This is a genomic window from Ampullimonas aquatilis, assembly GCF_049675895.1.
Taxonomy (GTDB): Bacteria; Pseudomonadota; Gammaproteobacteria; order Burkholderiales; family Burkholderiaceae_D; genus Ampullimonas; species Ampullimonas aquatilis.
The window spans coordinates 1,173,170-1,200,134 of the sequence record NZ_CP183834.1 but is presented as its reverse complement, the minus strand read 5'-3'; the positions used below and the strand labels follow the sequence as shown (position 1 = coordinate 1,200,134).

General features: G+C 50.0%; 21 protein-coding genes. 6 read left to right on the top strand and 15 right to left on the bottom strand.

All coding sequences use genetic code 11. The annotated features are described in order from the left end of the window. Nucleotides 1–15: 15 nt before the first annotated feature. The 4 genes from ACMYR3_RS05510 to hrpA all read right to left on the bottom strand — a co-directional run bounded on the left by ACMYR3_RS05510 (nt 16) and on the right by hrpA (nt 7,071). On the bottom strand, nt 16–1,032 hold the full coding sequence (locus tag ACMYR3_RS05510) for a sterol desaturase family protein (protein ID WP_424195284.1): 1,017 nt from the start codon (nt 1,030–1,032) through the stop codon (nt 16–18). Between the two features lie 64 nt (nt 1,033–1,096). Continuing rightward, nucleotides 1,097–1,864 (bottom strand): polysaccharide deacetylase family protein, encoded by a 768-nt coding sequence (locus ACMYR3_RS05505; protein WP_424195282.1) that lies wholly within the window; start codon nt 1,862–1,864, stop codon nt 1,097–1,099. A 53-nt stretch (nt 1,865–1,917) separates the two neighbouring features. Further along, complete coding sequence (locus ACMYR3_RS05500; protein ID WP_424195280.1) at nt 1,918–2,916, bottom strand: beta-propeller fold lactonase family protein; 999 nt, start codon at nt 2,914–2,916, stop codon at nt 1,918–1,920. 162 nt (nt 2,917–3,078) lie between these two features. Then, nucleotides 3,079–7,071, bottom strand: a complete 3,993-nt coding sequence (hrpA, locus tag ACMYR3_RS05495; RefSeq protein ID WP_424196382.1) for an ATP-dependent RNA helicase HrpA — start codon at nt 7,069–7,071, stop codon at nt 3,079–3,081. Between the two features lie 153 nt (nt 7,072–7,224). Between hrpA and argA the strand changes: the two genes are divergently transcribed. From argA to ACMYR3_RS05475, 4 genes are all read left to right on the top strand, one after another. After that, nucleotides 7,225–8,607 (top strand): amino-acid N-acetyltransferase, encoded by a 1,383-nt coding sequence (argA, locus tag ACMYR3_RS05490; protein ID WP_424195278.1) that lies wholly within the window; start codon nt 7,225–7,227, stop codon nt 8,605–8,607. A 12-nt stretch (nt 8,608–8,619) separates the two neighbouring features. Next, nucleotides 8,620–8,895 (top strand): oxidative damage protection protein, encoded by a 276-nt coding sequence (locus ACMYR3_RS05485; protein ID WP_424195276.1) that lies wholly within the window; start codon nt 8,620–8,622, stop codon nt 8,893–8,895. Nucleotides 8,896–8,947: 52 nt separating this feature from the next. After that, nucleotides 8,948–9,730, top strand: coding sequence for a DUF481 domain-containing protein (locus ACMYR3_RS05480; protein ID WP_424195274.1), 783 nt, complete (start codon nt 8,948–8,950; stop codon nt 9,728–9,730). 184 nt (nt 9,731–9,914) lie between these two features. Beyond that, nucleotides 9,915–10,694: an IclR family transcriptional regulator gene (locus ACMYR3_RS05475; protein ID WP_424195272.1), complete on the top strand. Its 780-nt coding sequence runs from the start codon at nt 9,915–9,917 to the stop codon at nt 10,692–10,694. A 22-nt stretch (nt 10,695–10,716) separates the two neighbouring features. Here the strand turns inward: ACMYR3_RS05475 and pbpG are convergent, their stop codons facing one another. Further along, complete coding sequence (gene pbpG, locus ACMYR3_RS05470; RefSeq protein ID WP_424195270.1) at nt 10,717–11,811, bottom strand: D-alanyl-D-alanine endopeptidase; 1,095 nt, start codon at nt 11,809–11,811, stop codon at nt 10,717–10,719. A gap of 388 nt (nt 11,812–12,199) precedes the next feature. Next, entirely contained in the window at nt 12,200–13,141 is a 942-nt protein-coding gene (locus ACMYR3_RS05465) for a histone deacetylase family protein (RefSeq protein ID WP_424195268.1), read from the bottom strand. A gap of 294 nt (nt 13,142–13,435) precedes the next feature. On the opposite strand from ACMYR3_RS05465, the gene ACMYR3_RS05460 reads away from it, so the two are divergent. Both ACMYR3_RS05460 and ACMYR3_RS05455 read left to right on the top strand, forming a co-directional pair. Then, the gene (locus tag ACMYR3_RS05460; protein ID WP_424195266.1) at nt 13,436–13,987 is read left to right on the top strand and encodes a phasin family protein; all 552 of its coding nucleotides are present in this window, start codon (nt 13,436–13,438) and stop codon (nt 13,985–13,987) included. 153 nt (nt 13,988–14,140) lie between these two features. After that, nucleotides 14,141–14,710: a hypothetical protein gene (locus ACMYR3_RS05455; RefSeq protein ID WP_424195264.1), complete on the top strand. Its 570-nt coding sequence runs from the start codon at nt 14,141–14,143 to the stop codon at nt 14,708–14,710. A 63-nt stretch (nt 14,711–14,773) separates the two neighbouring features. On the opposite strand, the gene lpdA is transcribed toward ACMYR3_RS05455, so the two are convergent. The 9 genes from lpdA to ACMYR3_RS05410 all read right to left on the bottom strand — a co-directional run bounded on the left by lpdA (nt 14,774) and on the right by ACMYR3_RS05410 (nt 26,932). Continuing rightward, complete coding sequence (gene lpdA, locus ACMYR3_RS05450) at nt 14,774–16,552, bottom strand: dihydrolipoyl dehydrogenase (RefSeq protein WP_424195262.1); 1,779 nt, start codon at nt 16,550–16,552, stop codon at nt 14,774–14,776. Nucleotides 16,553–16,754: 202 nt separating this feature from the next. Beyond that, complete coding sequence (gene aceF, locus ACMYR3_RS05445; RefSeq protein ID WP_424195261.1) at nt 16,755–18,377, bottom strand: dihydrolipoyllysine-residue acetyltransferase; 1,623 nt, start codon at nt 18,375–18,377, stop codon at nt 16,755–16,757. Nucleotides 18,378–18,631: 254 nt separating this feature from the next. Then, nucleotides 18,632–21,319 (bottom strand): pyruvate dehydrogenase (acetyl-transferring), homodimeric type, encoded by a 2,688-nt coding sequence (gene aceE, locus ACMYR3_RS05440; RefSeq protein WP_424195259.1) that lies wholly within the window; start codon nt 21,317–21,319, stop codon nt 18,632–18,634. A 325-nt stretch (nt 21,320–21,644) separates the two neighbouring features. Then, nucleotides 21,645–22,916: an ABC transporter substrate-binding protein gene (locus ACMYR3_RS05435; RefSeq protein ID WP_424195257.1), complete on the bottom strand. Its 1,272-nt coding sequence runs from the start codon at nt 22,914–22,916 to the stop codon at nt 21,645–21,647. 206 nt (nt 22,917–23,122) lie between these two features. Continuing rightward, entirely contained in the window at nt 23,123–23,428 is a 306-nt protein-coding gene (locus tag ACMYR3_RS05430; RefSeq protein WP_424195255.1) for a DUF2149 domain-containing protein, read from the bottom strand. Between the two features lie 2 nt (nt 23,429–23,430). After that, a complete protein-coding gene (locus tag ACMYR3_RS05425) occupies nt 23,431–24,006 on the bottom strand; it encodes a MotA/TolQ/ExbB proton channel family protein (protein ID WP_424195253.1) in 576 nt (191 codons plus the stop codon). Next, nucleotides 24,006–24,800, bottom strand: a complete 795-nt coding sequence (locus tag ACMYR3_RS05420; RefSeq protein WP_424195251.1) for a tetratricopeptide repeat protein — start codon at nt 24,798–24,800, stop codon at nt 24,006–24,008. The genes ACMYR3_RS05425 and ACMYR3_RS05420 overlap by 1 nt, the downstream gene beginning before the upstream one ends. A 132-nt stretch (nt 24,801–24,932) precedes the next feature. After that, entirely contained in the window at nt 24,933–25,571 is a 639-nt protein-coding gene (locus ACMYR3_RS05415) for a response regulator (protein WP_424195249.1), read from the bottom strand. An 11-nt stretch (nt 25,572–25,582) separates the two neighbouring features. Further along, complete coding sequence (locus tag ACMYR3_RS05410; protein ID WP_424195246.1) at nt 25,583–26,932, bottom strand: HAMP domain-containing sensor histidine kinase; 1,350 nt, start codon at nt 26,930–26,932, stop codon at nt 25,583–25,585. Nucleotides 26,933–26,965: the final 33 nt, after the last annotated feature.

The window sequence follows — 26,965 nt, the reverse complement described above, 5'->3', positions numbered from 1 at the left end:
GTCGATAGACAACCATTATGCTTGATTCAGAAGCCGCTTGATACCAAACCATTGTTGCTGCCAGAATCCTTGACCATAATTACGTGCTTTACCAAGTGGTGGTGGCAATTGATCGCGAATACCGGTCGCTTCAAAATTTTTGCGAAAGTCAGCCGTGCCAAACAGCATATCCCAAATTGGCAACAATACGCCAAAATTGCAGCCACGAACAGTACTACCCATTTTGTCATGATGAACCTCATGACCAAAACCGATTGCATGATGAGTACGATGAAAGCGTGGACTAACCAGCAAGCGTTCCCCCAGCCAGCCAAATGAACAGCGTAAATTGGCATGCTGCAGGCTTTGCAATACCCGAGTCAACACGACCAGCCAGATGAATTGTGAGGGCGGTACGCCGATCAGATTGGCAACCAGCGCAAAGGTCACATCACGCAACAGATCATCAAGCAGGTGGTTGCGATCATCGCTCCATAAGGTCATGCTGCGTTGACTGTGATGCAGACTATGCAAGCTCCACCACCAGTCAAACTGATGTTCGGCACGGTGATACCAGTAATCGACAAAATCAAGCACCACCAGATAAATGACAAAACTGATCCAGGCATGCCCAGTCACAGCAGGCCACAGATCTTCCAGGTTGAATGGTTTAAAACCCTCAAGATGCAAGAAAGCCGTGAGATGATCCAACAACGGATCAATGGAAAAGAAAAAAATCAGGGTGAAAGCGCCGAGCCGATGCAGGCAGGTATAAAGCATATCAATCCGAATCGATTGACGATCCTGGTTACGCTCCACTGGCCAAACTTTTTCGAGTGGCTGCAGTACCAACGCCAGAAAACTGATTTCCAGCAGACCAATCACAAACCACTCGGTGCCCTCAAAGGCCGCTTCCACGTACTCTGATAATCCCAGCTGGAACATGGCTGGCTGAACCAAAGTTTCAAACAACTGCCCCTGAATCAGCGCAACGAGATTGCCAACTTGCACAAGCAAAAAGGTGAAAAAGGTTTCAATGATGGTGAGGGACATGACGAAGGTGGTGAGTCGGACCATTCATAAAAATGGCTTAAACGCAAAATGGCATGAGGTTATTTTAAGAGGCTTTGGCAAAGGCTGCCTGATAATCAGGATGATGCTTTAAGGTATCAAAACACAAACCCCGCTGCTTGAGACCCACAATCAACTCGCCCAAATGAGGAGCAAACGGATCTTTACGCGACCAGATACCCAAATGCATCATCAGAATATCGCCGGCCTTGATATTGGTAATAGCCTTGTTGATCAGCACATCATTGGGGTAGCTTTCGCTAGGCAACTCATCCCCCAAAAAACCGGCAGGCGCCCAGCCCACATGGGCAAAGCCACAAGCCTGCCCGGCAGCTAGCAGATTGGGACTGAGCTTGCCGCCTGGTGCGCGCCAGATGGGGCCAATACTCTGCCCGGTCAGTTGTTTGAAGCGGTAATCCACGCGTTTGAGTTCACTGCAATATTGTGCGGCAGACCATTCAACCTCTTTGCCAGCCTGTTCGCCAAACTGCGGCTTGACGATCACATGACCATTGGCCGCATCACGACGAATATAGACATGATCAAAGGTGTGGGTACCAAAGGCGTGGCCTTCGGCAACACGCGCCTTCCAGTAGTCAGCCCAACCAGGGTCAAGCGAATAATCACCATTGACCGTTTTTTCATTGGCCATGAAAAAAGTGGCCTTGACCTGATAATGATTCAACGTATCGGCAATCGTTTTAACCTGGCTCATGGAGCCGGTATCAATGGTCAGATAGACCGTGCCATTGCAGCTATCCGCCGCACTGGCACTCACCCAGGTCATGATGCCGGCAACAACCATACTGGCCATCGCTAAATGAAGTTGTCTGACAAAAAATGGTAGTTGCATGCGTGTAAAAATAATTATTGACTAGCAGCACGGTTAAAGAAATAGACACCATGCGGCGAGCGTCCGACCGGTGCCTGATTGACCAGCTTGCCAGTGGTCAAGTCAACAATACTGACCTGCTTGATCCAGCGCGAAGTCGCCCAGAGTTGCTTGTGGTCAGCCGAGACTTCCATACAGTCAGGCCCACCGGGCACAGCATAGTCTTCAACCTTGGTCAAGGTTTGCATATCGACTTTTGAAATGGTGTTGGCCACCCGATTGGAGACAAACACAAATCGTTTATCGCCCATGGCACGGAAGTTATGCGCGCCATTGCCGGTTTCGATATGTTTGACTGATTTTTGGGTACGCCAGTCAATCACATCGACATAATTTTCGCCCATGATGCCTACCAGCAAATACTTGTTGTCAGGCGTCATGGTAATGCCAGCCGGCTGTTTGCCCACATTCATCTGCCAGACCACATCTTGAGTCTGTACATTGATACCGGCAATCTTGTCATTGCCTTGCAGAGTCACAAACAGCCACTTGCCCTCGGCATCAAAGACCAAATGGCTTGGTGTATCCGGTAAGGGAAAGCGTTTTTTGAGAACAAAGTTCTGACCATCGTAGCCATAGATATCGACCCGGTTCAGACGTAATGCCGTCGTGGCAAAGAGTGTTTGGTCAGGTGAAAAAGCGAGCTGGTAAGGGTCAACAATATTGTCGACAGTGCGTTGGGGCTGCCCGGTGACAGGATCAAGAAAATAAAGTTTATTGCCCACCGAGCTGGCCACAATCAGTGACTTGTTATCGGGTGTTGCCATCAGATGATGGGGTTCCTTGCCAACTGGCACAGTACCCACTTCCTTCAGCGTCGTTTGATCCAGCAAACTCACAGTGGCATCACGTGAGTTCAACACCACCACCACATTGGCTTGCACCGGACCAGCCAACAGCATGCTGACACCAATTAAAGTAGCAGTAATACTTTGCGCCAAGGCCTGGCGAGTCTTGCAAAATTTCAAATGCATCTGGATTCCTCACAAATATATACACCCCAAGTGTATATTTAAAGTACCTATATAATATTAGCCTAAGACCTATCAAATATGAATATACACCCACTTTAATCGTCAAAAAGCCACATCTCGAAGTGATCAAAAAATCATGACTGGTCGGCGCACTTTCAACCTCTAACGCTGCAAGGATTCCCATACCTTTTGCAAGCGTTTCACCGACACCGGCATGGGTGTACGCAACTCCTGCGCAAACAGATTGACCCGTAACTCCTCCAGCAACCAGCGCAGCTCAATCAAACGAGGATCAACCTGCCCGCCCCCCTTGCGTTGCGCACTGACCTGCCGTTGCCATTGTTGCAACAACGGCTGCATCTCGGCCTGTCGCTGCTGATCTCGCACTGGATCAGCCTTGAATTTATCAACTCGCATCACCGCCGCTTTCAAGTAACGCGGAAAATGCGACAGCTGCGCATACGGTGTCACCAGGACAAAATCTTTAGGCAGCAAAGCCTGCAACTGGTTCGTAATATCATCGAAAACCGGCCTATTGGCTTTGACTTGGGGCAACTTGCGTTGCAATGCCGCATATTCAGTCAGGATACTGGCCGTCAAACGGGACACTTCGGCAATCAGCAAGCCCAGGCGTGAACGTGCCTCGATAATCCGTTGAGCAAAATCCTCGGCATTCAAGGGCAATGGTTCCTTCAAACAGCTTTCATTCAGGGTGACGGCCACCAATTGATCACGCAACTCATCCTGCGAACCCAAATCGCGGTATTGCAGCGCCATATTGGTGAGGTTGGGAATATTCTTTTCCAGCACCTTAAGCTGCTCTTTCAGGTTCAAGGCAAACAGTCGACGTAACCCGGCCCGATGCACCAGGCGCGCTTCATCAGGATCATCGTAGACTTCCAGCGTGCAATGTGTGAGCGCATCCTTTAAGGCCGGATAGCCCATCAGAGTCAAACCACCGCGCCGAATTTCCAGTAACTCGGGTAACACACCAAAGGTCCAACTCGCAATGTGTTCTGATTCCAATGCCTGAGTTAATTCCGTACTTTGCAAAACAGACTGTGGCTGGGCAGACGACTTACCTGATGTTGGCGCAGCACCTGAGGCTGTCTCATTGGTTGATGACGTGCTGGTTCGCGTTTGTAATCCAGCCTTACCCTGCCCGGCCAATGCTGCCGAAAATTTCTGCGCAAACGCACCTTGCGCTTCGCGCCCATGCTCGGCCTTTAATGCTGCCAGACTACGCCCCATACCCAATTGACGGCCATGCTCATCAATCAGTAGAAAGTTCATCATATGATGCGCCGATAAGGTTTCCAGTTTGAAGTCGGCAGAATTCAACATGAGCGTGGTTTGCGCTCGCACATCTGCGATCAAAGCATCAATCAGACTCATGTCTTGTAGCGCCTTGCTTTGCATGCTGCGCTCACAAAAACCTTGCGCATAATCAGGCAGCGGCACCAGATGACGACGTAATTTTTGCGGCAAAGACTTGAGCAGCAACTGCACCTTTTCCTTGAGCATGCCAGGCACCAGCCACTCACAGCGCGTCACACTGACCTGATTGAGCGCATACAAGGGCACCGTCAAGGTCACACCATCACGCACATTGCCTGGTTCAAAGTGATACGCCAATGACATCAATACACCCGCATGCTCCATGCTCTTGGGAAACTGGTCCGACGTCACACCCGCCGCTTCGTGGCGCATGAGATCATCACGTGACAACTTGAGCAAATCAGGTTGATGTTTACTGGCCTGCGCATACCAGTGTTCAAGACCATGCGTATGAGCAATATCGGCTGGCAGATGCGCATCATAAAAAGCAAAGATCAAGGCCTCATCAACCAACACATCTGGCCGGCGGGTCTTATGTTCAAGCTGTTCAATCTCGGCCATTAATTTTTGATTATGCGCATAAAACGCCAAGCGACTTTCAAACTCACCCGTGACAAGACCTTCACGAATGAACAACTCTCGTGCATGTGCCAGATTACGGGTTGCGTAATGAATACGCCGGTTCAGGTAAATCGGTAAACTATATAAGGTAGCTCGCTCCAAGGCGATGACCTGTTGTGCCTTTTTCTCCCAATGCGGATCAGCCAATGAGGTCTTGAGCAGATGCCTGGCCACCTTTTCCACCCACTCGGGTTGAATCTGGGCAATACAACGAGCATAAAGTCGTGTGGTTTCTGTCAGCTCCGCCGCCATGATCCAGCGCCCGCCTTTTTTAGCCAGTGCAGAACCTGGAAATATTTGAAATTTAATGCCACGCGCTCCGAGATACTGACCACCTTCTTCGGTTTTAAACCCCAGATTACCCAACAGGCCCGTCAACAAGGCGCAATGCAATTGTTCATAACTGGCAGGACGATCATTGAGTGACCATTGCTGGTCTTGCGCCAATGACAGCAATTGCTTATAAACATCGCGCCACTCACGCATACGCGAGCTTGATATGAAATGCTTGCGCAACTCGGTCTGCAACTGACGATTGGTTAATTCCTTGTCACTTTTATCATTCAATAATCCTTCATGCCACGTCCAGATTTTTAGCCAGCTGACAAACTCCGATTTGTCGTCAGCAAACTTCTTGTGCGCCGTATCTGCCGCTTCCTGTTTATCAAGCGGACGTTCACGTGGGTCTTGCACCGACAGTGCTGAGGCAATCACCAGCATTTCATGGATGCAATGTTGCTCCTTGGCGGCCAGCAGCATACGCCCGACCCTTGGGTCCAAAGGCAATTTGGCCAACTGCCTACCCAGGTGGGTAAGCTGACGCGCCTCATCCATTGCACCCAGTTCTTGCAAAAGCTGATAACCATCCGTTATCGCACGTGGGCTGGGTGCTTCAATAAAAGGAAAAGTCTCTACATCGGTCAGATGCAAGGACTGCATCGACAAAATGACATGGGCCAGTGAAGAACGCAAAATTTCCGGATCGGTAAATGGCGCACGCCCTTTGAAATCAAGCTCGCTATAAAGCCGGATACAAATCCCGTCTGCCACCCGACCACAACGCCCAGCCCGCTGATTGGCTGCGGCCTGACTGACAGGCTCGACCTGCAACTGTTCAACCTTGTTACGATAGCTGTAGCGTTTGACACGCGCCAGACCGGTATCAATCACATAACGAATACCTGGCACGGTCAGCGACGTTTCTGCCACATTGGTAGCCAAGACTATCCGCTGTCCGACACCACTTGGATGAAAAACCCGCTCTTGCTCCTGCGCAGTCAAGCGTGCAAACAAGGGCAAAATTTCGGTGCCCGGGCGAACCGATCCCCGCAGTTTTTCGGCCGCATCGCGAATCTCGCGCTCGCCTGGCAAAAACACCAGAATATCCCCGCGACCTGCACCGCTTAACTCATCAACTGCATCGGCAATGGCGTCGTAGACGTCCAAGGCTTTGTCATCTTCATCCTTATCTTCATCAAAGGGGCGATAACGCATTTCAACCGGATAAAGCCGACCCGATACTTCAAAAACCGGTGCCGGCTTGCCATGTTGGGCAAAGTGCTGAGCAAAGCGTTGTGAATCAATGGTTGCCGAGGTAATAATGAGCTTGAGATCCGGCCTTCTGGGCAATAGCTCTTTCAGATAACCCAGTAAAAAATCAATATTCAAACTACGCTCATGTGCCTCATCGATAATGATGGTGTCATAGGCACGCAATAATGGGTCATGCTGGGTTTCAGCCAACAAGATGCCATCGGTCATCAACTTGATGGCAGCACCCTTGCTCAAGGTATCGGTAAAACGTACCTTGTAGCCAACATTCTCACCCAAGGGCGTACCCAGTTCCTCAGCAATTCGTTTAGCGGTGGCACTGGCTGCCAGCCGCCGTGGTTGAGTGTGACCAATCAGTCCGGTTACTCCGCGTCCAATAAAGAGACATATCTTGGGCAACTGCGTTGTCTTGCCAGAACCCGTCTCACCACAAACAATCACGACCTGATTCTGATTGATAGCACGAGCGATTTCATCGCGACGACCTGATACTGGCAACGCCTCGGGAAAACTCAATGGCGGCACAGGATTGAAAACCGGCACACGTTGAGATTGAGATGGCTTGTTGAGGGGGCGTGCCGGATTACCAGTCTGAGCCTGTCGTGCCTGCGGCTGTTTTGATTCATGCCGTCGAGTATGATGCACGACATTGCGATTGGTATCAGGCGGCTTGACGACAGGCTGATTGAGCAGCTGCTCGCCAGTGTCAATCGGCGTCTTGGGCGTAATTGAAGGTTTATTGGACAAAGAGTTCTTCTGGAATACTGGCAATAACGAATTCGAAATTATAATCGGCTCATGAATCAAGATACTGCTTCCTCATCTCTGCCTCAGACGGGCACCGATAACTCATCCCAGCAATTGCAGGGCGACATCACGCATAGTCAATTTGTTGACTGGCTAAGAACGGTTGCCCCCTACATCCACGCATTTCGGGGCAAAACTTTTGTGGTTGCCTTTTGTGGGGAATTGGTCAAGGCGGGTGGCCTCAATGGACTGGCTTTTGACTTGTCGCTACTACAAGCGCTGGGAATGCGTATTGTCATTGTCCACGGAATGCGCCCGCAAGTCGAAGAGCAGCTGGAATTGCGAAAAATAGAGTCATGTTATTCGCATGGCACACGCATTACCGACGACGCCGCCCTCGAATGCGTGAAAGAAGCTGCCGGTGAATTGCGTCTTGATATCGAAGCCGCATTTTCCCAGGGACTGCCCAATACCCCCATGGCAGGTGCTGTCATTCGTGTCGTTTCTGGCAACTTTATTACAGCCCGTCCAGTTGGTATTCTGGATGGTATTAATTTTGACCATACTGGTATCGTCCGTAAGGTCGCCAGTGATGCCATTCGACATGCACTCGACTCCAATGCCATTGTGCTGCTCTCGCCACTGGGATTTTCGCCAACCGGCGAGGCTTTCAACTTGAATATGGAAGATGTGGCGGCTCAGGCGGCGATAGCGCTCAACGCTGAAAAACTCATCTTTATCACTGAGTCAGAGGGTGTTACTGATGAGCACGGTGTTTTCAAGGCAGAAATGTCAGTCGATGCCGCGCAACGGGCACTCACTGCCGGTTTTCTATTGACTGATAACGCTTTTTATCTCAAATTTTCCATTGATGCGATTCGTGCCGGCGTGCGGCGCGCCCATATCATACCGTTCAATATCGATGGCAGCGTGCTGCTGGAGCTATTCTTGCATGATGGCGTAGGCACCATGATTTCGGAAGAAAAAATCGAGTCGTTACGAGAAGCCGATATCGATGATGTCGGTGCCATCGTCCAACTGATTGAGCCATTGGAAAATGATGGTACTTTGGTTCGGCGTGGTCGTGGCGCAGTTGAGCGCGATATCGACAAATTTTCAGTCATTGAGCATGACCGGGTGTTATTTGGTTGTGCGGCTTTATATAGTTTTCCTGGATCAGATACCGGAGAACTGGCCTGTATGACCGTAGCACCAGAAGCACAAGGTACAGGCGATGGAGAAAAGCTGTTAAAACATATCGAAATGCGGGCTCGTTCTGCTGGGCTGAAACGTCTTTTTGTACTCACTACACGAACCGCACATTGGTTTATCAAGCGGGGCTTTGTTCCTGCCAGCGTGACTGATCTGCCTGATGAGCGACAAAAATTCTATAGCCTGGAACGCAAGTCCCAAGTATTAATCAAAAAACTGTAACTGGAGAGTAGCATGGCAAGAACCGTACATTGCATCAAATTGAATAAAGACGCTGATGGGCTTGATTTCGCACCGTATCCTGGTGAATTGGGTAAAAAGATTTATGAAAATGTATCCAAAGAAGCCTGGGCTGAATGGATGAAACATCAAACCATGCTGGTCAATGAAAATCGTCTCAACCTGGCCGATGCCAAGGCACGACAGTATCTGGCACGGCAAATGGATAATTATTTTTTCGGCGATGGTGCCGATGCAGCCCAAGGCTATGTACCGCCAGCAGCTCAATAATCCCTACTTTTAATCACTGGCATGGCCTGCCCTGGCTATGCTGGACATCCGCATGCTCATATCGTTTAAAAGCCACCTCTTTCTTACTAGCCTCATCTACATCGGCTCAAACGGCTTGGTATATGCCCAACAAACGCTCAACAATACCGTTCCCTACTTCAAGCCGATCACTCCCGCCAGTGAAAAAGGTAAATGGACTGGTACGGCTGGTGGTGGCTTGAGTCTGAATCGCGGTAATTCCAACTCATCACAATTAACCTTGAAAGTTGATTTACTGCGAACCCGCGACCGTGACCAATTATTGCTCAGAGGTTTAGTTGTTAGAGCCAAAAACCAAGGTGTTGAATCAGCCAACAGTGGCTTGTTATCAGGCCGTTATGAACGTAACTTTGATGATAATTGGTTTACTTTGCTGGCTGTTGATCTTGAGCGAGACCTTTATAAGGATCTCACTTCACGTTATTCAATCGGCCCGGGCTTGGGATATCGACTCATCCGCAATGAGCGCAACCAGTTGGATATATATAGCGGCGTAGCCTATACCGTAACAAACAATATTGTGGCCTCCGACAACAAAGGCATGGAGAGTTTTATTGGCAATGAGTGGTCTTATACACTCAGCGACTCAGCAATCTTTCGGCAACGCTGGGCAATTTATCCTCAAGTTACCAGTAGTGAGGGCAATCGCTCCCTGTTTGAGATGACTGTCACCAGTAAACTGATCAGCGGTCTGGGATTACAGGTCAGTCTGTTGCATAAATACCGCGGTCAGGTTCCCGGCAATGAAAAGAAGTCGGATGTCCTGTTTTTTACCGGCGTTACTGCAAAATTTTAGCTATTGATTTCAACTATCTCCAATAAGACTTTCCATGTCATATTGACCAGCTTACAAAATTGCGGTTATATTTCACAATATAAAAAATAAAAGTTCTGAACCACGTAAAGCTAATTAGTCGTTTTCAGCTCTCCACTAATAGCATGCTATTTGGCATTGTCGGAACACTTAAGCAGGGCATGAAATGAGTAAAGAAATAGTAGATTCCAAAACCAGTATTCAGGTCATTGAACGATTGATGTTGCTGCTCGATATTCTGTCTCGGCATGCAGATCCGGTAAGCCTCAAAATACTTTCTGAAGAAAGCGGCTTGCATCCCTCCACAGCTCACCGAATTTTGAATGATTTAGTTTCCGGACGAATCGTTGATCGTGCCGAACCCGGTAGTTACCGACTTGGCATGCGCTTACTTGAGTTGGGCAATCTGGTCAAGGAACGGCTTTCTGTACGCGATGCGGCACTCGGCACAATGCGTGATCTGCACAAATTCACGGGTCAAACGGTCAATCTATCGGTACGTCAAGGCGATGAAATTGTCTATATTGAGCGCGCCTACAGCGAGCGCTCAGGTATGCAAGTTGTCAGAGCCATTGGGGGCCGGGCTCCCCTGCATTTAACTTCGACCGGCAAATTGTTCCTGGCCGATGATGAACCGAATCGAATTCGGGCATATGCCACCAGAACGGGACTGGCAGGTCATACCAAAAACAGTATTACCAATTTCACCAAGTTGGAAGAAGAACTGGAAGCTGTCAAAACGGAAGGTTATGGCCGAGACAATGAAGAACTTGAGATTGGCGTGAAGTGCATGGGTGCTGGCATCTTTGATGATACAACCAGACTGGTTGCTGGCTTGTCCATCTCTTCACCAGCAGACCGTTTTCAGCAGGACTGGCTGTCAGAACTACAGCGATCAGCCCTGAAAATTTCAACAGCACTTGGCTACAAACAAGCACCAAAATAAGCAATTAAAAAACCAAGGCACTCTAGCCTTGGCTTTCCAACCATTTTCTGATTCGTGCAGCATCGCCCAAACGAGTATATTTACCGAGCGAATCAAGCAATACCATCACGACTTGCTTGCCAGCAATTCTCACCTGCATCACCAAGCACTTACCCGCTTCGGAAATATAGCCGGTCTTCTGTAAACCAATATCCCAGTCCGGACTGGCTACCAGACCGTTAGTGCTGTGAAATGACAAGGGGCGGCCTGACACCGTCACCGAATAGGAGCTGCTCGTAGAAAACTCACGAATCGTTGACTGCTGATAAGCCGCTCTAACCAGTTTTGCCAGATCTTGTGCGGTGGAAACGTTCTGACTGGATAATCCGCTTGAATCCACGTAATGTGTACCTGTCATCCCAAGATACGCTGCCTTGGCATTCATCGCTCGAACAAACGCCGACAAGCCACCTGGATAACTTCTACCCAACGCAGAAGCTGCGCGATTTTCAGAAGCCATCAAGGCAAGATGCAACAAGTCGGAACGACTTAATTCGGCCCCCACTTTCAATCGTGAACCAGTACCCTTTTCCAGATCAATATCAGAATCCGTGATTTCAATCATTTCATCCATTGGCAGATTGGCTTCAAGCACCACCAGTGAAGTCATCAGTTTGGTAATTGATGCAATAGGCAAGACTGCTTCAGCATTTTTAGACAAAAGCACGTTGGAACTGGACTGATCGATCACAATCGCGGCACTTGATTTCAGATCAAGCGGATCTTCTGTTTGATCAAGACCAATCAAATGCCCCAGGCTAGGTGTAGCAGGCTCCCGATCAATCATCAGACCAGCAACAGGAATGGCACGCAATACCGTCACGGTTCGTGCATGGCCATGCACCATGACGACCTTTTTATACGATTCGCGAGTCACCTTGGTCGCAACAATATGTCCTATGCCGATTTTGGCAGTCACTGGTGTCGTTTTATAGGCTGACTTGATGATGTGATTACTGCCAGATGCGGGTTTAGCAATACGTACCGTCTTGGCTTGCACTCCGGTCGCCAGTAACACACCCGTTAAAAACAGAGTCGCAGATTGGCAAAATAGACGCGAAGAAATTAATTTAGACATGCTTAATGATCCTTGAAGCATAGCTGCACTCCACAATAACGGCAAAGAGCATATGATCTCGATCCGCCCCGTTGTGTGTAAAGCAAATAAAGCGGGAAGTTACATCTGTTGCAAACTCCTGGCAAAACAGTAACCTGTTATAGGAATAAATTAACAATTAAAACTGCCATTCCAGGAATTATTTACTCCATGGGAGTGTATCAAAACAAAAAAAATTAGCAATATGAATTACATAGATCACTTATTTAATTTTCTAGTTGAATATTTCACCTGCGCTGGTTTGACCCGGCTTCAGTAATTAAAAATTCACAAGCACATGAATTAAAGCAAATGAAGACAAAGCCAACTTTAAATGCGATTTTCTGATCTGATATGAATGCAGGAGTATTTAGGCAGACTCAAAAAACTGATGCGCCAGTTGAAGAGTCTGGAAATGAATGTCCACCGTGTCGTCAATCAATCTGGCATAACCGCCAGCCATGCAAATTGCCACCGGAATTTGTCTCGCTTTCATTTGCGTCAATACCGTCAAATCACGCTTTTTCAGACCCTCCTTAGTCAATTTGAGGCGCCCGAGACGATCATTTTCCGATGGATCAGCGCCCGCCAGATAAATGACCAAATGGGGATTGAATCGTTCAAAAAGCTGCGCCAATCTTTCTTCCAGGACAGCCAAATAAATGGCATCACCCGTTTCATCTGGCAAGCCAATATCAATATCACTGAATTCTTTTTCAAATGGATAATTTCGTTCGCCATGAATAGAGAACGTAAAAACGCTCTCATCATTTTTGAAAATTGCCGCTGTCCCATTACCCTGATGAACATCCAGATCAATAATGGCCACATTAAAGGTAGCGTTACAGCTTGATTGACGGTTTGATTGCCCGACTCGCTGGATCCATTCGGTCTGCATCAGCCGTGCAGCGATTGCAGCATCATTAAAAACACAAAAACCTTCGCCCCGATCCCTGAATGCGTGGTGGGTGCCACCAGCCAAATTAGCTGAGACACCGTCTTGTATTGCCTGACGGCATGCTTGCACCGTAGCGCCAGCCGACCTGCGTGAACGCTCAACCATAGCCAATGACCACGGGAAACCAATTAAACGAATTTCATCATCACTGAGCTTGCCCTGATTCACTCTATCGATATAACCTGGGTCATGAGCCAGCGCCAATACACCATCGCTAACGGCAATGGCTTCTTCAAACACCATTGCCGGTATTTCCTGCTTTAAACGATCACGCAACATCCGATACTTCAGCATCGGAAAACGATGTCCAACAGGTAATGGCAAGACAAAATGATCGCTGTAAAAGACTTTCAAGAAACGTCCAATTGTCAAAAACAGGCTGGATTTAGCCAAAAAGATGCGAATTTGTACACGAGAATTTGATCTGGATTAAGTTTTTTGTTGCACCGCACAAATACCTATTGACAAACTTTTAAATATGTCTAGAATTGAAATTGTTGCGATGCACAAAGTTAATTTTGTGAATAAGCATGGCAATAAATACGGCAGGCCGCTAAACGTGCAGTACCCTGATCACAGACTTGAATGGCCTCGTAAAGTGAAGTGTAGTGTTTTTTTGTTGACCCCTATTAATTTACCGGAGGAATCATGTCTTTCTTTACCCCTGAACAACTCGCAGCAGCTCATAAAGCCAACCTCGAAACTTTTTTCGGCCTGACACACAAAGCTTTTGAAGGTGTTGAAAAACTGGTTGAACTGAATCTGGCTGTTGTAAAAGAAACCATCGCTGAGTCAAAAGACAAAGCTGATGCATTGCTGTCTGTTAAAGATGTACAAGAGTTGCTGTCTTTGCAAGCCAACCTGGTTCAGCCTTTGACAGAAAAACTGGCCGCTTACAGCCGCCACGTGTATGACATTACTGCTAGCGCACAAAGCGAATTCACTAAAGTTGCCGAAGCCACTATCGCTGACAGCAGCAAAAAAGTTTCCGCTCTGGTTGACAGCGCATCTAAAAATGCACCAGCTGGTTCAGAAACAGCTGTAGCCGTTGTTAAGTCAGCAATTGCTGCTGCTAACAATGCCTATGACTCAATCAACAAGGCCGCTAAACAAGCTGTTGAAGCTGCTGAAGCCAACTTTGCCGCTGCTTCCAGCACTGCAGTAAAAGCAACTCAAGCTGCTGTTGCCAAAAAGAAATAATCATCCCTTACCGGTCTGCCGGTTTAGATGAAGTAAAACGCCCACAAAAGTGGGCGTTTTCTATTTAGCGCCAGCAAATCCGTCTCCACATCATACTGAACCAAACGCTACCTTTATCACCTAAACCATGGTTAACACTCCGCAAAGGTCTTGATGAAGAAATGGCTGATCAATAGTTTGATCTGGATTGCAGCGCTAACGCTTTTATTTGAAGAGTGGTTGTGGGATCGACTTTCCCTGGCACTAAGCTGGCTCGGTCAATTACCGGTACTCAGCCAGATCGAGCGCTGGCTTGGCCAGTTATCCCCCTATGCTGCCCTTGCCTGCTTCACACTCCCCTTTATCACACTGTTACCCGTCAATTTACTGGCGACTTATTGGATCGCTCACGGTTGGATCAACCTGGGTCTGGTCATTCTGATTGCGGCCAAACTACTCGGCACTGCCGTACTCGCACGGATCTTTACCCTCACCAAAAACCAATTACTCAGTATTGGCTGGTTTGCCACGCTCTACACCCGCTTTGATCTCTTTAAGCAGCGCCTTTACGCTCAGCTCAAAGCCACCCCAGCCTGGCAACGATTGCAGACCATCAAACAGCAGTTTCATGATTGGCGAGTCGCCCGTTCAAATTCGGCCGGCCTGCTCAAGCAACTCTGGCGGCGCGCCCGTTGTGTGGCAAAGCTTTGCCGCAAACGCAATAAAACACCCGTCACAAACTAAAAAGCCGGATCAAATGATTGTCATCTGATCCGGCCTTGATGGAACTCAGAACGTCACAACAGTTTATTTTTTCTTTTGCGGTGGCAAGTCGGTACAGGTACCGTGTGCCACTTCTGCCGCCATACCGATAGACTCACCCAAGGTCGGGTGTGGGTGAATGGTTTTGCCGATATCAACCATATCAGCGCCCATTTCAATCGCCAAAGCCACTTCACCGATCATGTCACCCGCATGCGTGCCAACAATGCCGCCACCAATAATGCGATGCGTAGCTTCGTCAAACAACAGCTTGGTAAAACCTTCATCACGACCATTGGCAATCGCCCGACCCGACGCCGCCCAAGGGAACATGCCTTTGGTAAAGGCAATCCCTTTGGCCTTGGCTTCATCCTCGGTCACGCCTACCCAAGCCACTTCAGGATCAGTATAGGCAACCGATGGAATCACGCTGGCATCAAAGAAGGCTTTTTCACCATGTGCTGCTTCCGCTGCCACATGCGCTTCGTGGACGGCCTTGTGGGCCAGCATCGGTTGACCAACCACATCGCCAATCGCAAAAATATGCGCCACATTAGTACGCATCTGTTTATCAACAGCAATAAAGCCACGCTCGGAAACCGCCACGCCAGCATTGTCAGCACCGATCTTGTTGCCGTTAGGTGAGCGGCCCACTGCGACCAATACCAGATCATAAAGCTGAGGTTCAGCAGGTGCTTGCTCACCTTCAAAGCGCACCGCAATGCCTTCTGGTTTGGCTTCCACACCCACCGTTTTGGTCTTGAGCATGACCTTGTCAAAACGGCCTGTATTGTATTTTTGCCAGACCTTGACCAGATCCCGATCTGCACCAGCCATCAGGCCATCCATCATTTCAACCACATCAATCCTGGCACCCAGCGTTGAATAAACGGTAGCCATTTCAAGCCCGATGATGCCGCCACCAATCACCAGCATTCGTGCGGGTACAGAGCGTAATTCGAGCGCCCCGGTGGAATCGACAATACGCGGATCTTCAGGCACGAATGGCAGTTTGACGGCTTGTGAGCCCGCTGCGATGATCGCCTTGGCAAACCGGACAATCTGTTTACTGCCATCGGTTGCCAGCACTTGCAAATGATGCGGGTCGATGAAAGTACCAACACCATGAACCACTTTGACTTTACGGGCTTTGGCCATGCCAGCCAATCCTCCCGTCAACTTGCCGACCACTTTGGATTTGTGGGCTCGCAACTTGTCAATATCAATTTCAGGTTTGGCAAAAGTCACACCCAAATCGGCAAAGTGAGTGGTTTCATCAATTACCGAAGCGACATGCAATAAGGCTTTGGAAGGAATACAACCCACATTGAGACACACGCCACCCAAGGTGGCATAACGCTCCACCAATACAGTTTCCATGCCGAGATCGGCGCTACGGAAAGCAGCAGAATAGCCACCAGGACCAGCGCCTAAAACCAGCACCTCACATTCAACATCTACCGCACCGGCATAGGTCGCGGCAGGTGCCAGAATGGTTTCACCCGTTTTTGCAGACGCAGAACTGCCGGTGGCAGTTGCAGTAGCCGGTACCGACGCTTCAGGCGCATTTGCCGCTACCACTTCGGCCACTTCCATCAAGACCGCCAGGCTGCCCTGCGACACCTTGTCACCCAGCTTGATTTTGACTTCTTTTACAACTCCGGCAGCCGCACTGGGAATTTCCATGCTGGCCTTGTCTGATTCGACCGTCATCAAGGACTGATCAACCTTGACCGTATCGCCCGGCTTGACGAGTACTTCAATAACTTCCACATCCTTGAAATCACCAATATCTGGCACCTTGACTTCGATAATTTGACTCATTTTCCAAACCTTTTTGTTTTTGTCGCAACGAGGGCCGACTGCCCTCACTATTCAACCGGATGGGACACGGCCAATTGGCAAACTTGGCAAACATGTCTCATCATCCAGGCCAAAGCGCTCTACTGCAAAAACCGTACTGACACATTTGTGCTGCTGACCAAACGGCCAGCAGCATCGTGAATCAGCGATTCAATCACTCAAATCAGAGCATCACCCGACGGAAGTCAGCCAGTACAGCGGCCAGATAGGTGTTGAAACGCGCCGCCAATGCACCATCAATCACACGATGGTCGTAAGACAAAGACAATGGCAAGATCAATCGTGGCACAAACTGTTTACCGTCCCAGACTGGTTTCATGGCTGACTTGCAAACGCCCAGAATGGCCACTTCGGGCGCATTGATGATCGGCGTGAAGTAAGTGCCGCCAATTCCGCCCAGGCTCGAAATTGAGAAACATCCGCCCTGCATATCGGCACCGGACAATTTACCTTCGCGCGCTTTGCCAGCCAGCTCAGACATTTCGCGGGCGATATCAATGATGCCTTTGCGATCTGCATCACGAATCACCGGCACCATCAGGCCATTGGGTGTATCGGCAGCAAAGCCAATATGGTAATAGCGTTTGAGCACCAGATTATCGCCTTCCAGGGAAGCGTTGAATTCAGGAAACTGCTTGAGCGCCGCCACACAGGCCTTGATCAGAAAAGCCAGCATGGTGAACTTGACACCTTTTTTCTCGTGCTCGCGATTAAGCTGCACACGCAAGGCTTCCAGGTCGGTAATGTCAGCATCTTCATGATTGGTCACATGGGGAATCATCACCCAGTTGCGATGCAGATTGGCACCCGACAATTTTTTAATGCGCGATAAGGGCTTGCTTTCAACCGCGCCAAACTTGGCAAAATCCACTTTGGGCCAGGGGATCAAGCCCAGCCCAGCACCCTCTGCGGCCACAGCGGGCACCGCCGGTTGCAGGGATTTGGCAACCGCACCTTTGACAAACTGCCGCACATCGTCTTCGAGAATCCGCCCTTTGGGGCCGCTACCGACAACCAATTCAATGGGCACACCAAGCTCGCGGGCAAATTTGCGCACTGATGGCGAGGCATGTGCGCCGCCCGGTGACGTGGTTTCAGGCACAGCTGGAACTGTTCTGGATTGCGTCGTCACAGCCACTTGCGCGACAGTTGTCCCAACAGCTGCCACCGATGAGACACTGGCAGGCGCCGTGGCCACCGCACCAGTCGTTTCCAAAACCAGTACCGGTGTACCTTCGGAAACCTTGTCACCCAGCGTCACTTTCAATTCCTTGACAAGGCCAGCCGTCGAGCTGGGAATCTCCATGCTGGCCTTGTCTGATTCGACCGTCATCAAGGACTGATCGACCTTGACCGTATCGCCCACCTTGACCAGTACTTCAATGACCACCACTTCTTTAAAGTCACCAATATCGGGAACTTTGACTTCCACCAAGGCTGGCGCAGTGTTTGATGCTGGTGCGGCTACGGGCGTTGGCGCGGGAGTTGGTACAGCCGCCGCACCAGCCGGTGCCGGCGCAGACTCAGCCACCACAGCAGCGCCATCATCGGCTTCCAGCAACAATACCAGCGTGCCTTCAGAGACTTTATCGCCCAGCTGGATTTTGACTTCCTTAACCACACCCGCAGTCGAGCTGGGAATTTCCATGCTGGCTTTGTCTGATTCAACCGTCAGCAGCGACTGGTCTACCTTGACCCGGTCACCCGGTTTGACCAGCACTTCAATCACGGCCACTTCCGTGAAGTCCCCAATATCGGGAACTTTGACTTCTATACTTTGACTCATATTGGCAACCTGTTTTTAGATATCGCAAAAAAGCGCTCGTTTTATCGACTCATGTTTGATGGCACTACTTCGTCAAGCTCGCTCGCAACACAATTGCACACCATCCACTTAAAAATATACACACCGAGTGTATTTTTAAAGCATTAATATTGACGCACTTAAGCACCATAAAAATGCCTATACTCCACAAAAAATACCTTTTAGGGCGTTTTTTATGACGTTTCAGATGGATCATCCAAAACGTCATTGATCAATCAGGCCAGGAGTGGATCGACCTTCTCAGGATTGATACCATATTTGCCAATCGCCTCAGCCACCAGACTTGGCGCTATTGCACCTTCATCGGCCAGCGCACGCAAAGCCGACAAAACCACAAAGTGACGATTCACCTCAAAATGCTCACGCAGCTTGGTGCGGGTATCAGAACGGCCAAAACCATCGGTACCCAACACCTTGTAGCTACGACCTTTGGGTATCAATGGCCGGATTTGTTCCGCCAGCAATTTCATGTAATCGGTTGAAGCGATGATCGGACCGCTGGTGGGCGCCAGCAATTGGCTGACATAACTGGTTTTGGCAGGCTCACCCGGATGCAGCAGATTCCAGCGCTCCACCGCTGCCCCTTCGCGGGCGGCTTCGGTAAAGCTTGGACAACTCCAGATGTCGGCCGCAATCCCCCAGTCATTGGCCAACAGTTCAGCCGCGGCAATCACTTCGCGCAAAATCACGCCCGAGCCTAATAGCTGCACACGCTTGGCCTGCTCGGCACCTTTTTGAAAGAGGTACATCCCTTTCAGAATACCCTCGGCCTGACCTGGCTTGAGGCCAGGATGCGTGTAATTTTCGTTCATCAGGGTGATGTAGAAATAGACATCTTCCTGCTCCTGCACCATCCGCTTCAAGCCATTTTGCATGATCACGGCCAGCTCGTAGGCAAAGGTCGGATCATAGGAAATACAGTTGGGGATGGTTGTGGCCAGAATATGGCTGTGACCATCCTCATGCTGCAGACCCTCGCCATTGAGCGTGGTACGACCCGAGGTGCCGCCCAACAAAAAGCCGCGAGCGCGCATGTCACCGGCCGCCCAGGCCAGGTCGCCAACCCGCTGCAGACCAAACATCGAGTAGAAAATATAGAAAGGAATCATCACCCGATTATTGGTCGAGTAGGAGGTTGCGGCAGCAATCCAGGAACTCATCGCACCGGCTTCATTGATACCTTCCTGCAAAATCTGGCCGGCCTTGTCCTCACGGTAATACATCACCTGATCACGATCGACCGGCTCGTACTTTTGCCCTTCCTGCGAGAAGATACCAATCTGGCGGAACAGACCTTCCATCCCAAAGGTACGGCCCTCATCCACCAGAATGGGCACCACCCGCTGACCGATATGCTGGTCACGCAGCAAGGTGGTGATGATGCGCACATAGGCTTGCGTGGTCGATATTTCTCGGCCTTCGGCAGTCGGTTCGAGCAAGGCCTGAAAATCAGTCAACGCTGGAATCGGCAGGTTTTCATCGGCTTTTTCGCGACGATGCGGCAGGTAACCGCCCAAGGCCTGACGGCGCTCATGCAAATACCTGATTTCAGGCGAGTCGGCGGATGGCTTGAAAAAAGGTACGCCTGGCAGATGCGCATCTTCAATCGGAATGGCAAAACGATCACGCATTTCACGAATCGCCGCGTCATCGAGCTTTTTAGTCTGGTGCGCGGTATTACGTGCTTCACCGGCCTTGCCCATGCCAAAGCCCTTGATAGTCTTGACCAGCAGCACGGTCGGCTGATCCTTGTGTTCGCTGGCCTGTTTGAAAGCCGCGTAAATTTTGTGGGGATCATGGCCACCACGATTCAGACGCCAGATGTCCTCGTCGGTCATGCGTGCCACCATTTCGAGCGCCTTGGGATGCTTGCCAAAAAAGTGTTTACGCACATAAGCGCCATCTTTGGCCTTGTAGTTTTGATACTCGCCATCAACGGTTTCCATCATGATCTTTTGCAGGATACCGTCCTTGTCCTGGGCCAGCAGCGGATCCCAGTACGAACCCCAGATCACCTTGATCACATTCCAGCCGGCACCACGAAAATCGGCTTCCAGTTCCTGGATGATTTTGCCGTTGCCACGCACCGGGCCATCGAGCCGCTGCAGATTGCAATTGACCACAAATACCAGATTATCGAGCTTTTCACGACCGGCCATGCCAATGGCACCCATGGATTCTGGCTCGTCCATCTCGCCATCGCCACAAAACGCCCAGACTTTGCGGTTGGCCGTTTGTGCAATGCCGCGCGCATGGATGTATTTGAGAAAGCGCGCCTGGTAAATCGCCATCAGTGGCCCAAGACCCATCGAAACCGTCGGGAACTGCCAGAAATCCGGCATCAGCTTGGGATGCGGATAACTCGACAAGCCCTTGCCATCCACTTCGCGCCGGAAATTGAGCAGGCGCTCTTCATCAAAACGCCCTTCCAAAAAGGCCCGTGCATAAATACCGGGGGAAGAATGGCCCTGGATGTAGAGCAAGTCGGCGCCATCGGGATGATCCGGCCCTTTCCAGAAATGGTTAAAACCAATCCCCAGCATATTAGCCAATGAAGCAAAGCTGGAAATGTGGCCACCCAGATCACCCTCACCGCGATTGGTTTTGACCACCATCGCCATGGCATTCCAGCGCATCCAGGAGCGCAGGCGCTCTTCATATTCGAGATTGCCGGGACAATGTTCTTCAAGGTGGGCGGGAATGGTATTGACGTAAGCAGTATTGGCCGAAAAAGGGATATGGGCACCGCGGCGACGCGCCAGATCAACCATTTTTTCGAGCAGAAAGTGCGCACGTTCGGCACCCTCCGCGGCAATGACGGACTCCAGCGCATCCAGCCATTCTTTGGTTTCTACAGAATCGTTATCGTTACTTTCAGGGCTTTGGGCAGGCACGGCGGACATGATTGTCTCCTAGTTCTATTCAGTCTGATTGACAGTCAGAAAGCATTAAAAAAACACTTCAGCTGTTGCAGCGAATTGTAGGGGAGCTTCAAAGTGATAATCAAGAATTATTTCAAATTACGGTATTGTTTTTTATAATACGAAATTTAATGATGCTAAGCAACATCCTAATATCTCAATTTATTAATACTCCCATATCAATATCAAAATAATGCCTTCTCAAGTGCATAAATAGATATCATAAAAAAATACAGGGTAGTAGTACATTTAGATATTGATCGGCATTTTGCAAAGCAGCAAAAATACGCATCAATTGAACAACAAACTACGGTCGATTTCGAGTCCGCGAATTGATTTCCTGGCGATCAAGGCTGTTCGCCAAAGTTTCTGCGCTGGGTTTGTGAATGGGTGCGGTGGTCGGCATCACCCGACCTTCATGGACCTGCCCGATCAGCAAACGATCCGCAGTAATCGCATCGTGCTCGGTGGCGCTAAACGGTTTGTCATAGCGCACCATCGCCCCTTCAATCGGGCCACGCAGATTTTCCAGTGCCATTCGTAATTCCCGACCGGTTTGCGCATTGCCATTGCGCAGTGCGGCCACCAACAGATTGAGCGCGTCATAGCCCTGGGTAGCCGCCATCGGCACGGGAATCCGTGAAGTCTTGAAGCTGTCTTCGTAGGCCAGAAAAAAACTATTGCGAAAGTAGGGAGAAGAACGGGTGAATTCGGCAATAAAGGTTTGCGGCATCATCAACCCTTCTGCCGCAGCCCCCAGCTGATCTAAAAAGGGTTGCGAAGACATCACCCAACTACCCAGCAATGGCACCGGCCAATTGAGCTGCAAACGGTTTTGCGCCAGGGCCGTCAATTCGTTAGCATTGCCCCAAGCCAGTACCGCATTGACACCCTGTTTGCGCGCCGCCCGCAAAACATCACGAAAATCCGTTTCACCGGCTTTACTGCGATATTGCATGACGATATCAATCGGCACACCCTTAAAGGCCTGCTCCAGCTGCTGCTGGTTATTATCCCAACTGGCATCGGCCGGACTCAGCAAAAGCACTTGCTGAAGATTGCGTCGGGTCAGCTCGCGCAGTAGTAACTGCACTTCTTGCAGCATGGTCGGCGCGACCCGAAAGATATAGTTGGACGTGGCCCGAGGCGGAATAAATTTACGGGTCAGCTCCACATCACTGGCACCGGCAATCACCAAAGGCACCTGGGCAGTCTGGTACAAGTCAATCGATGCCCAGCAAGTCACAGGATTCAAACCACCAATCACGGCGACCACTTTTTCATCGTTGATCAGCTCATCCGCAACCCGCATGGCGCGCGCATACTGGCCTTCATCATCGCGCTCTACCAGGGCGATCGAACGGCCGCTAATGCCACCCATAAGATTGATTTCAGTCACGGCCAGGCGCGCCCCATTGCGCATGCTTTCACCGAGCATGAATGGTTCGTTTGCGGAGGCGGAAAAGCTTCCTGTCACACCAATGCGAATTGGCTCAGACTTTGCCAGCCCCCAGGCCATTTGACTGGAGCAGGCTGTCGTGGCCAAAAGACCACCAAGGAAGTTGCGTCGGGAAAGCATGATGAGGTCGGCTGATTAAAGACACAATGTAGTCAGCCTGACCTTGTATTACATTGGCACTTTCCCGTATTAAAGGGAATACCCTGAAGGTAACCAGGGCCAGCAGGCGATGCTGGCGCCCCTCAAAGCAAAAAGAGCGCAAAAAGAAAGCAAAGGATTGGGTGATCACAACGTCACCACTCGACAATCCGGCTCGGATACGCTGCCTATTCAGGCACATAAACCATTGAGCCATCTTTCATGCGATAGGCACTACCTGCCTTGACACCACGCCCCTGCCCCTCGCCTTCGCTTTTCTTGAAACGTTCAATTTTTTGGCCATCCTTGATGATGATTTCCATCTCGGGTGTACCGGCATTCTTGATGATGGTCATCTTCTCTGCGCCCATTGGATTGGCCGGACTATTGGCCATGGCCAATAACAAGGCAGCAATGATGACCAGGAACACATCAATCAGATTGACCACCGACAAAATCGGATCGTCGGCTTCCATGTCATCAGAGAGTTTCATTCTCATACGGATTCTCCCGACGCTACGCGATGGCTGGGATGGCTGGCTTCGCGAGCATGATGTGCTTGATCGTGCAAAACGGCCACGCGACCCAGTGCCATTTCCTTTTCAATCAGCATCAAGTCACTGGCATACCAGCGTCGCCGCACATTGGCAATCCAAAAAGTAATGGCGGCGGCCAGCAAGGCCAAGATCACCGCTGAAAATGCCACCATCAGGTTACGCGATACATCGGCAATCTGACCATCCGACAACGCCTTCAGAGCCGGCCCCATTGGAATCATGGTTGCCACCAGACCCAACATGGGCATGACACGTGTGGTGATGCGCACAAACTCCAGACGTTTGACCGCCAGGGATTCGAGCTCATCAATACTTAAATCAGGCTTGGCACGATAGGCATCAAGCAGCTCGTAACCGCGTGAATATTGTTTACTGTAACGACGTTGCCACATCTGCCAGCCAAACATGCCAAGCGCATAAAAGGCATAGGTAAACAGAAAACCAATTGCAATCAACACCGGGATCAGAAACAGCTGACTGACGTCATACATCAGACCTTCGATCGGGTTATGCATCAGGCCACCTCTTTCATCAGACGTGCTTCTGAGATGGGTTTACGACGACTTTGGCGATAGGCACCAATCGCAATGATGGCCACAATCACCAGACCAAACCAGGTGGCTGGCTGTTTGACTGCAGCAGGAATCACTTGTGTGAGTTTTTGTCCGGCCACTGATTCAGTTGGCGTGCCAACCCCAATGCCATGCTGATCACGATCAGCGGTATGGTGTCCAGTCTCAAGAAACTCCTTGGCATCCCGATCACCTTCAGCCGCAGCAGTCTGAAACCACTTCATGGCTTCCTTTTCATTCTTCTCGACCCCCTTGCCTTCCAGCAAGGCCGATGCATAATGTACCTTGGCAATCGTGGCATAGCCGTCATTGCCTTTCAAGGAAGCCGCTTTCATGAGCTGAGTAGCCATGGCGGAGTCTTGCGGCACGCCGGTGCCGTCTTCATACATCAACGCCTTCCAGATCATCGCACCCACATAACCTGCGGCAATACATTTATCGAAGATCTTGTTGGCCGTATCAAAATCACCGCATTTGGCCGCCATGTATCCCTTTGAGCAGGTCACAATATTGGCAGGTTGATCTGCCGTGGCCTCAATGGTCATATCACCTTTGACGTTGGCCAGATCGCTTGGCACAGTCGGATGGGCAGCACCACCACAAAAGGTATTGTTTTGCGCACTGGCCGTACCTGGCAGACTCAATACAAAGACACTGGAAAAAGCCAAAGCCAGCAATGCTTGTCGAGGCAACCCATTTAGTGCGCTTGCTCGGTTAGAAAGTTGTGAGTTGCGCATGGCAGTCTCCTCAGAAAATGATTTTTTATTTGACTCATCATAATACGAGACTGACATTCTTTTCTGCAGAGGGTTTTACATGCAAGCAGGCAGGCAATTTGCCCGTTACCTAACAGTTAAACAATATAACGATCAAGCAATCAGACCCAGCTTGATGGCAAGTCGACTTAATTCAAAATCTGATTTAGTTCCCAGCTTGGATTTGATCTGGTAGTGACAGTTTTGTACTGTCTTGGGACTGATGCTCAAGCGCTGGCCAATCTCCTCTGGACTATAGCCATCCACCAACATGCGCAAAATCTCAAATTCTCGCGGCGACAACTCCTTGAGCGGATGACTATCCTGTTCCAGCAATGCCAGGGCCAGCTCCGGTGCAATATCTTTGCTGATGACCCGCTGCCGCGCCATGACCTGATATACCGCCTGCACCAGCTCTTCCGGCGCGCTGCTTTTAGTCACATAGCCTAAAGCCCCGGCACGTAGGGCCTGCGATGCAAACAGGGGATCACGATGCATGCTGAACACCAAAATACGGGCCGAACGATCACGTTGCATCAAGCGCAGGATCAACTCGACGCCACCCATATCAGGCAAAGATAAATCCAGCACGATGACATCGGGCGTCGTCAGACGATACTGCTCAAGTGCTTGGCGCGCACTATTGGCCTCCGACACAATTTCCAGATCCGGACGGCATTCCAATAAACGTCGATAGCCCTCTCGCACCACGGCATGATCATCCACCAGCATTAAACGAGTTTTAGGATTCATGGACAAACCTTTCATAGAACCGGCAAACTGGCTTCAATCAAGGTGCCCTGTGGCAAGCAGGACTGATGCTTGAATTGACCACCCAAGGCCAAGACCCGCTCACGCATCCCCAGCAAACCAAAACCACCCTTGCCTTCACGCTCTCTGGGATAACCCAGCCCATCATCACGGATCGACAAATTCACCATCGTTTCACTGCGCGCCAAAAACACCGATATCCGCGCAGGATTGGCATGCCGGACAGCGTTGGTGAGACTTTCCTGAACAATCCGGTAAATACCAATCGACACATCCTCAGGCAGGTTCTCAAGTACACCGACCATTTTCAATTCATAAATCGTGGCAGGATGAGTACGACGCCAACTGGTGACCAACTGTTCAAGACTGGCCTCAAGTCCAAACTTTTCCAGCGCCACCGGACGCAGCTGATGCAAGATGCCTTGCAAGGATTCCATCATGTGTACAGTAATATTGGAAATGGCACGGCTCGAAGGCAGAATGCTGGGCAGATCATGCTCGGCCAGACTATTGATACAAGCAGCTTCGGCACTGATGGAAGTGAGATATTGACCAAACTCGTCGTGCAATTCACGCGCCAGATGATGGCGTTCTTCCTCACGCACTGAAATCAGCTTCTTGGCCAACTGCTTCATATTTTCAGTGGTCGCTTCCAACTGTCCGGCAAAATCATTAAAACCCTCGGCAATGCGCTTGAGCTCAACCAAAGCAGGAATTGGCATACGTACCGACAAATCACCTTTCTGCATGCGGTCCAACACAGAAAGGATTTCTTCTGTCGGACGTAGTGCCCGTTTGACCGGCAAATAAATCAGCAGATTCAAAATCAGAATACCCAGCGTGATCATCAATACTGTTTTGATCTCATCCCAGATATCAGCGGTTTCCACGTCCAGATTGGGCCGAATTACAAACTCACCCACCTTGATATTGGGATAGGTGCCAATGCTGCCCACATGCTCCAGCTTTTCACCCAAAAACATATCCAGCACTTTGGCCAACCAATCCGGACCGCCACTCGCTTCCGAAAAGCAGTGATGCTGCAACGGGTGATAACTCATGTCAAATACATCCAGACAGATATTAAGCAGGCGCCCCAGATTATCCATATGTGACAACTCAACACCAAACAGCTCACGCGTAAAATCGGGGCGCGGCATCTTGGCCTCGTAATTCATGATTTGTTCAATGATTTCGCTGGTGACTTTAAATTGGCTTTTGATCCGGCTACTGGCCTTGTCAATGACCAGATAAGAAGAGATCAAACAAATGAGGAGGGCAAAACTGGTGACCAGAATCAGCAGGCGCCGTTTCAGGTCGACACTGGTATCGTGATTAAGCATAGAAGACAGAAAGAAGAAAGCTGACTACTGCGG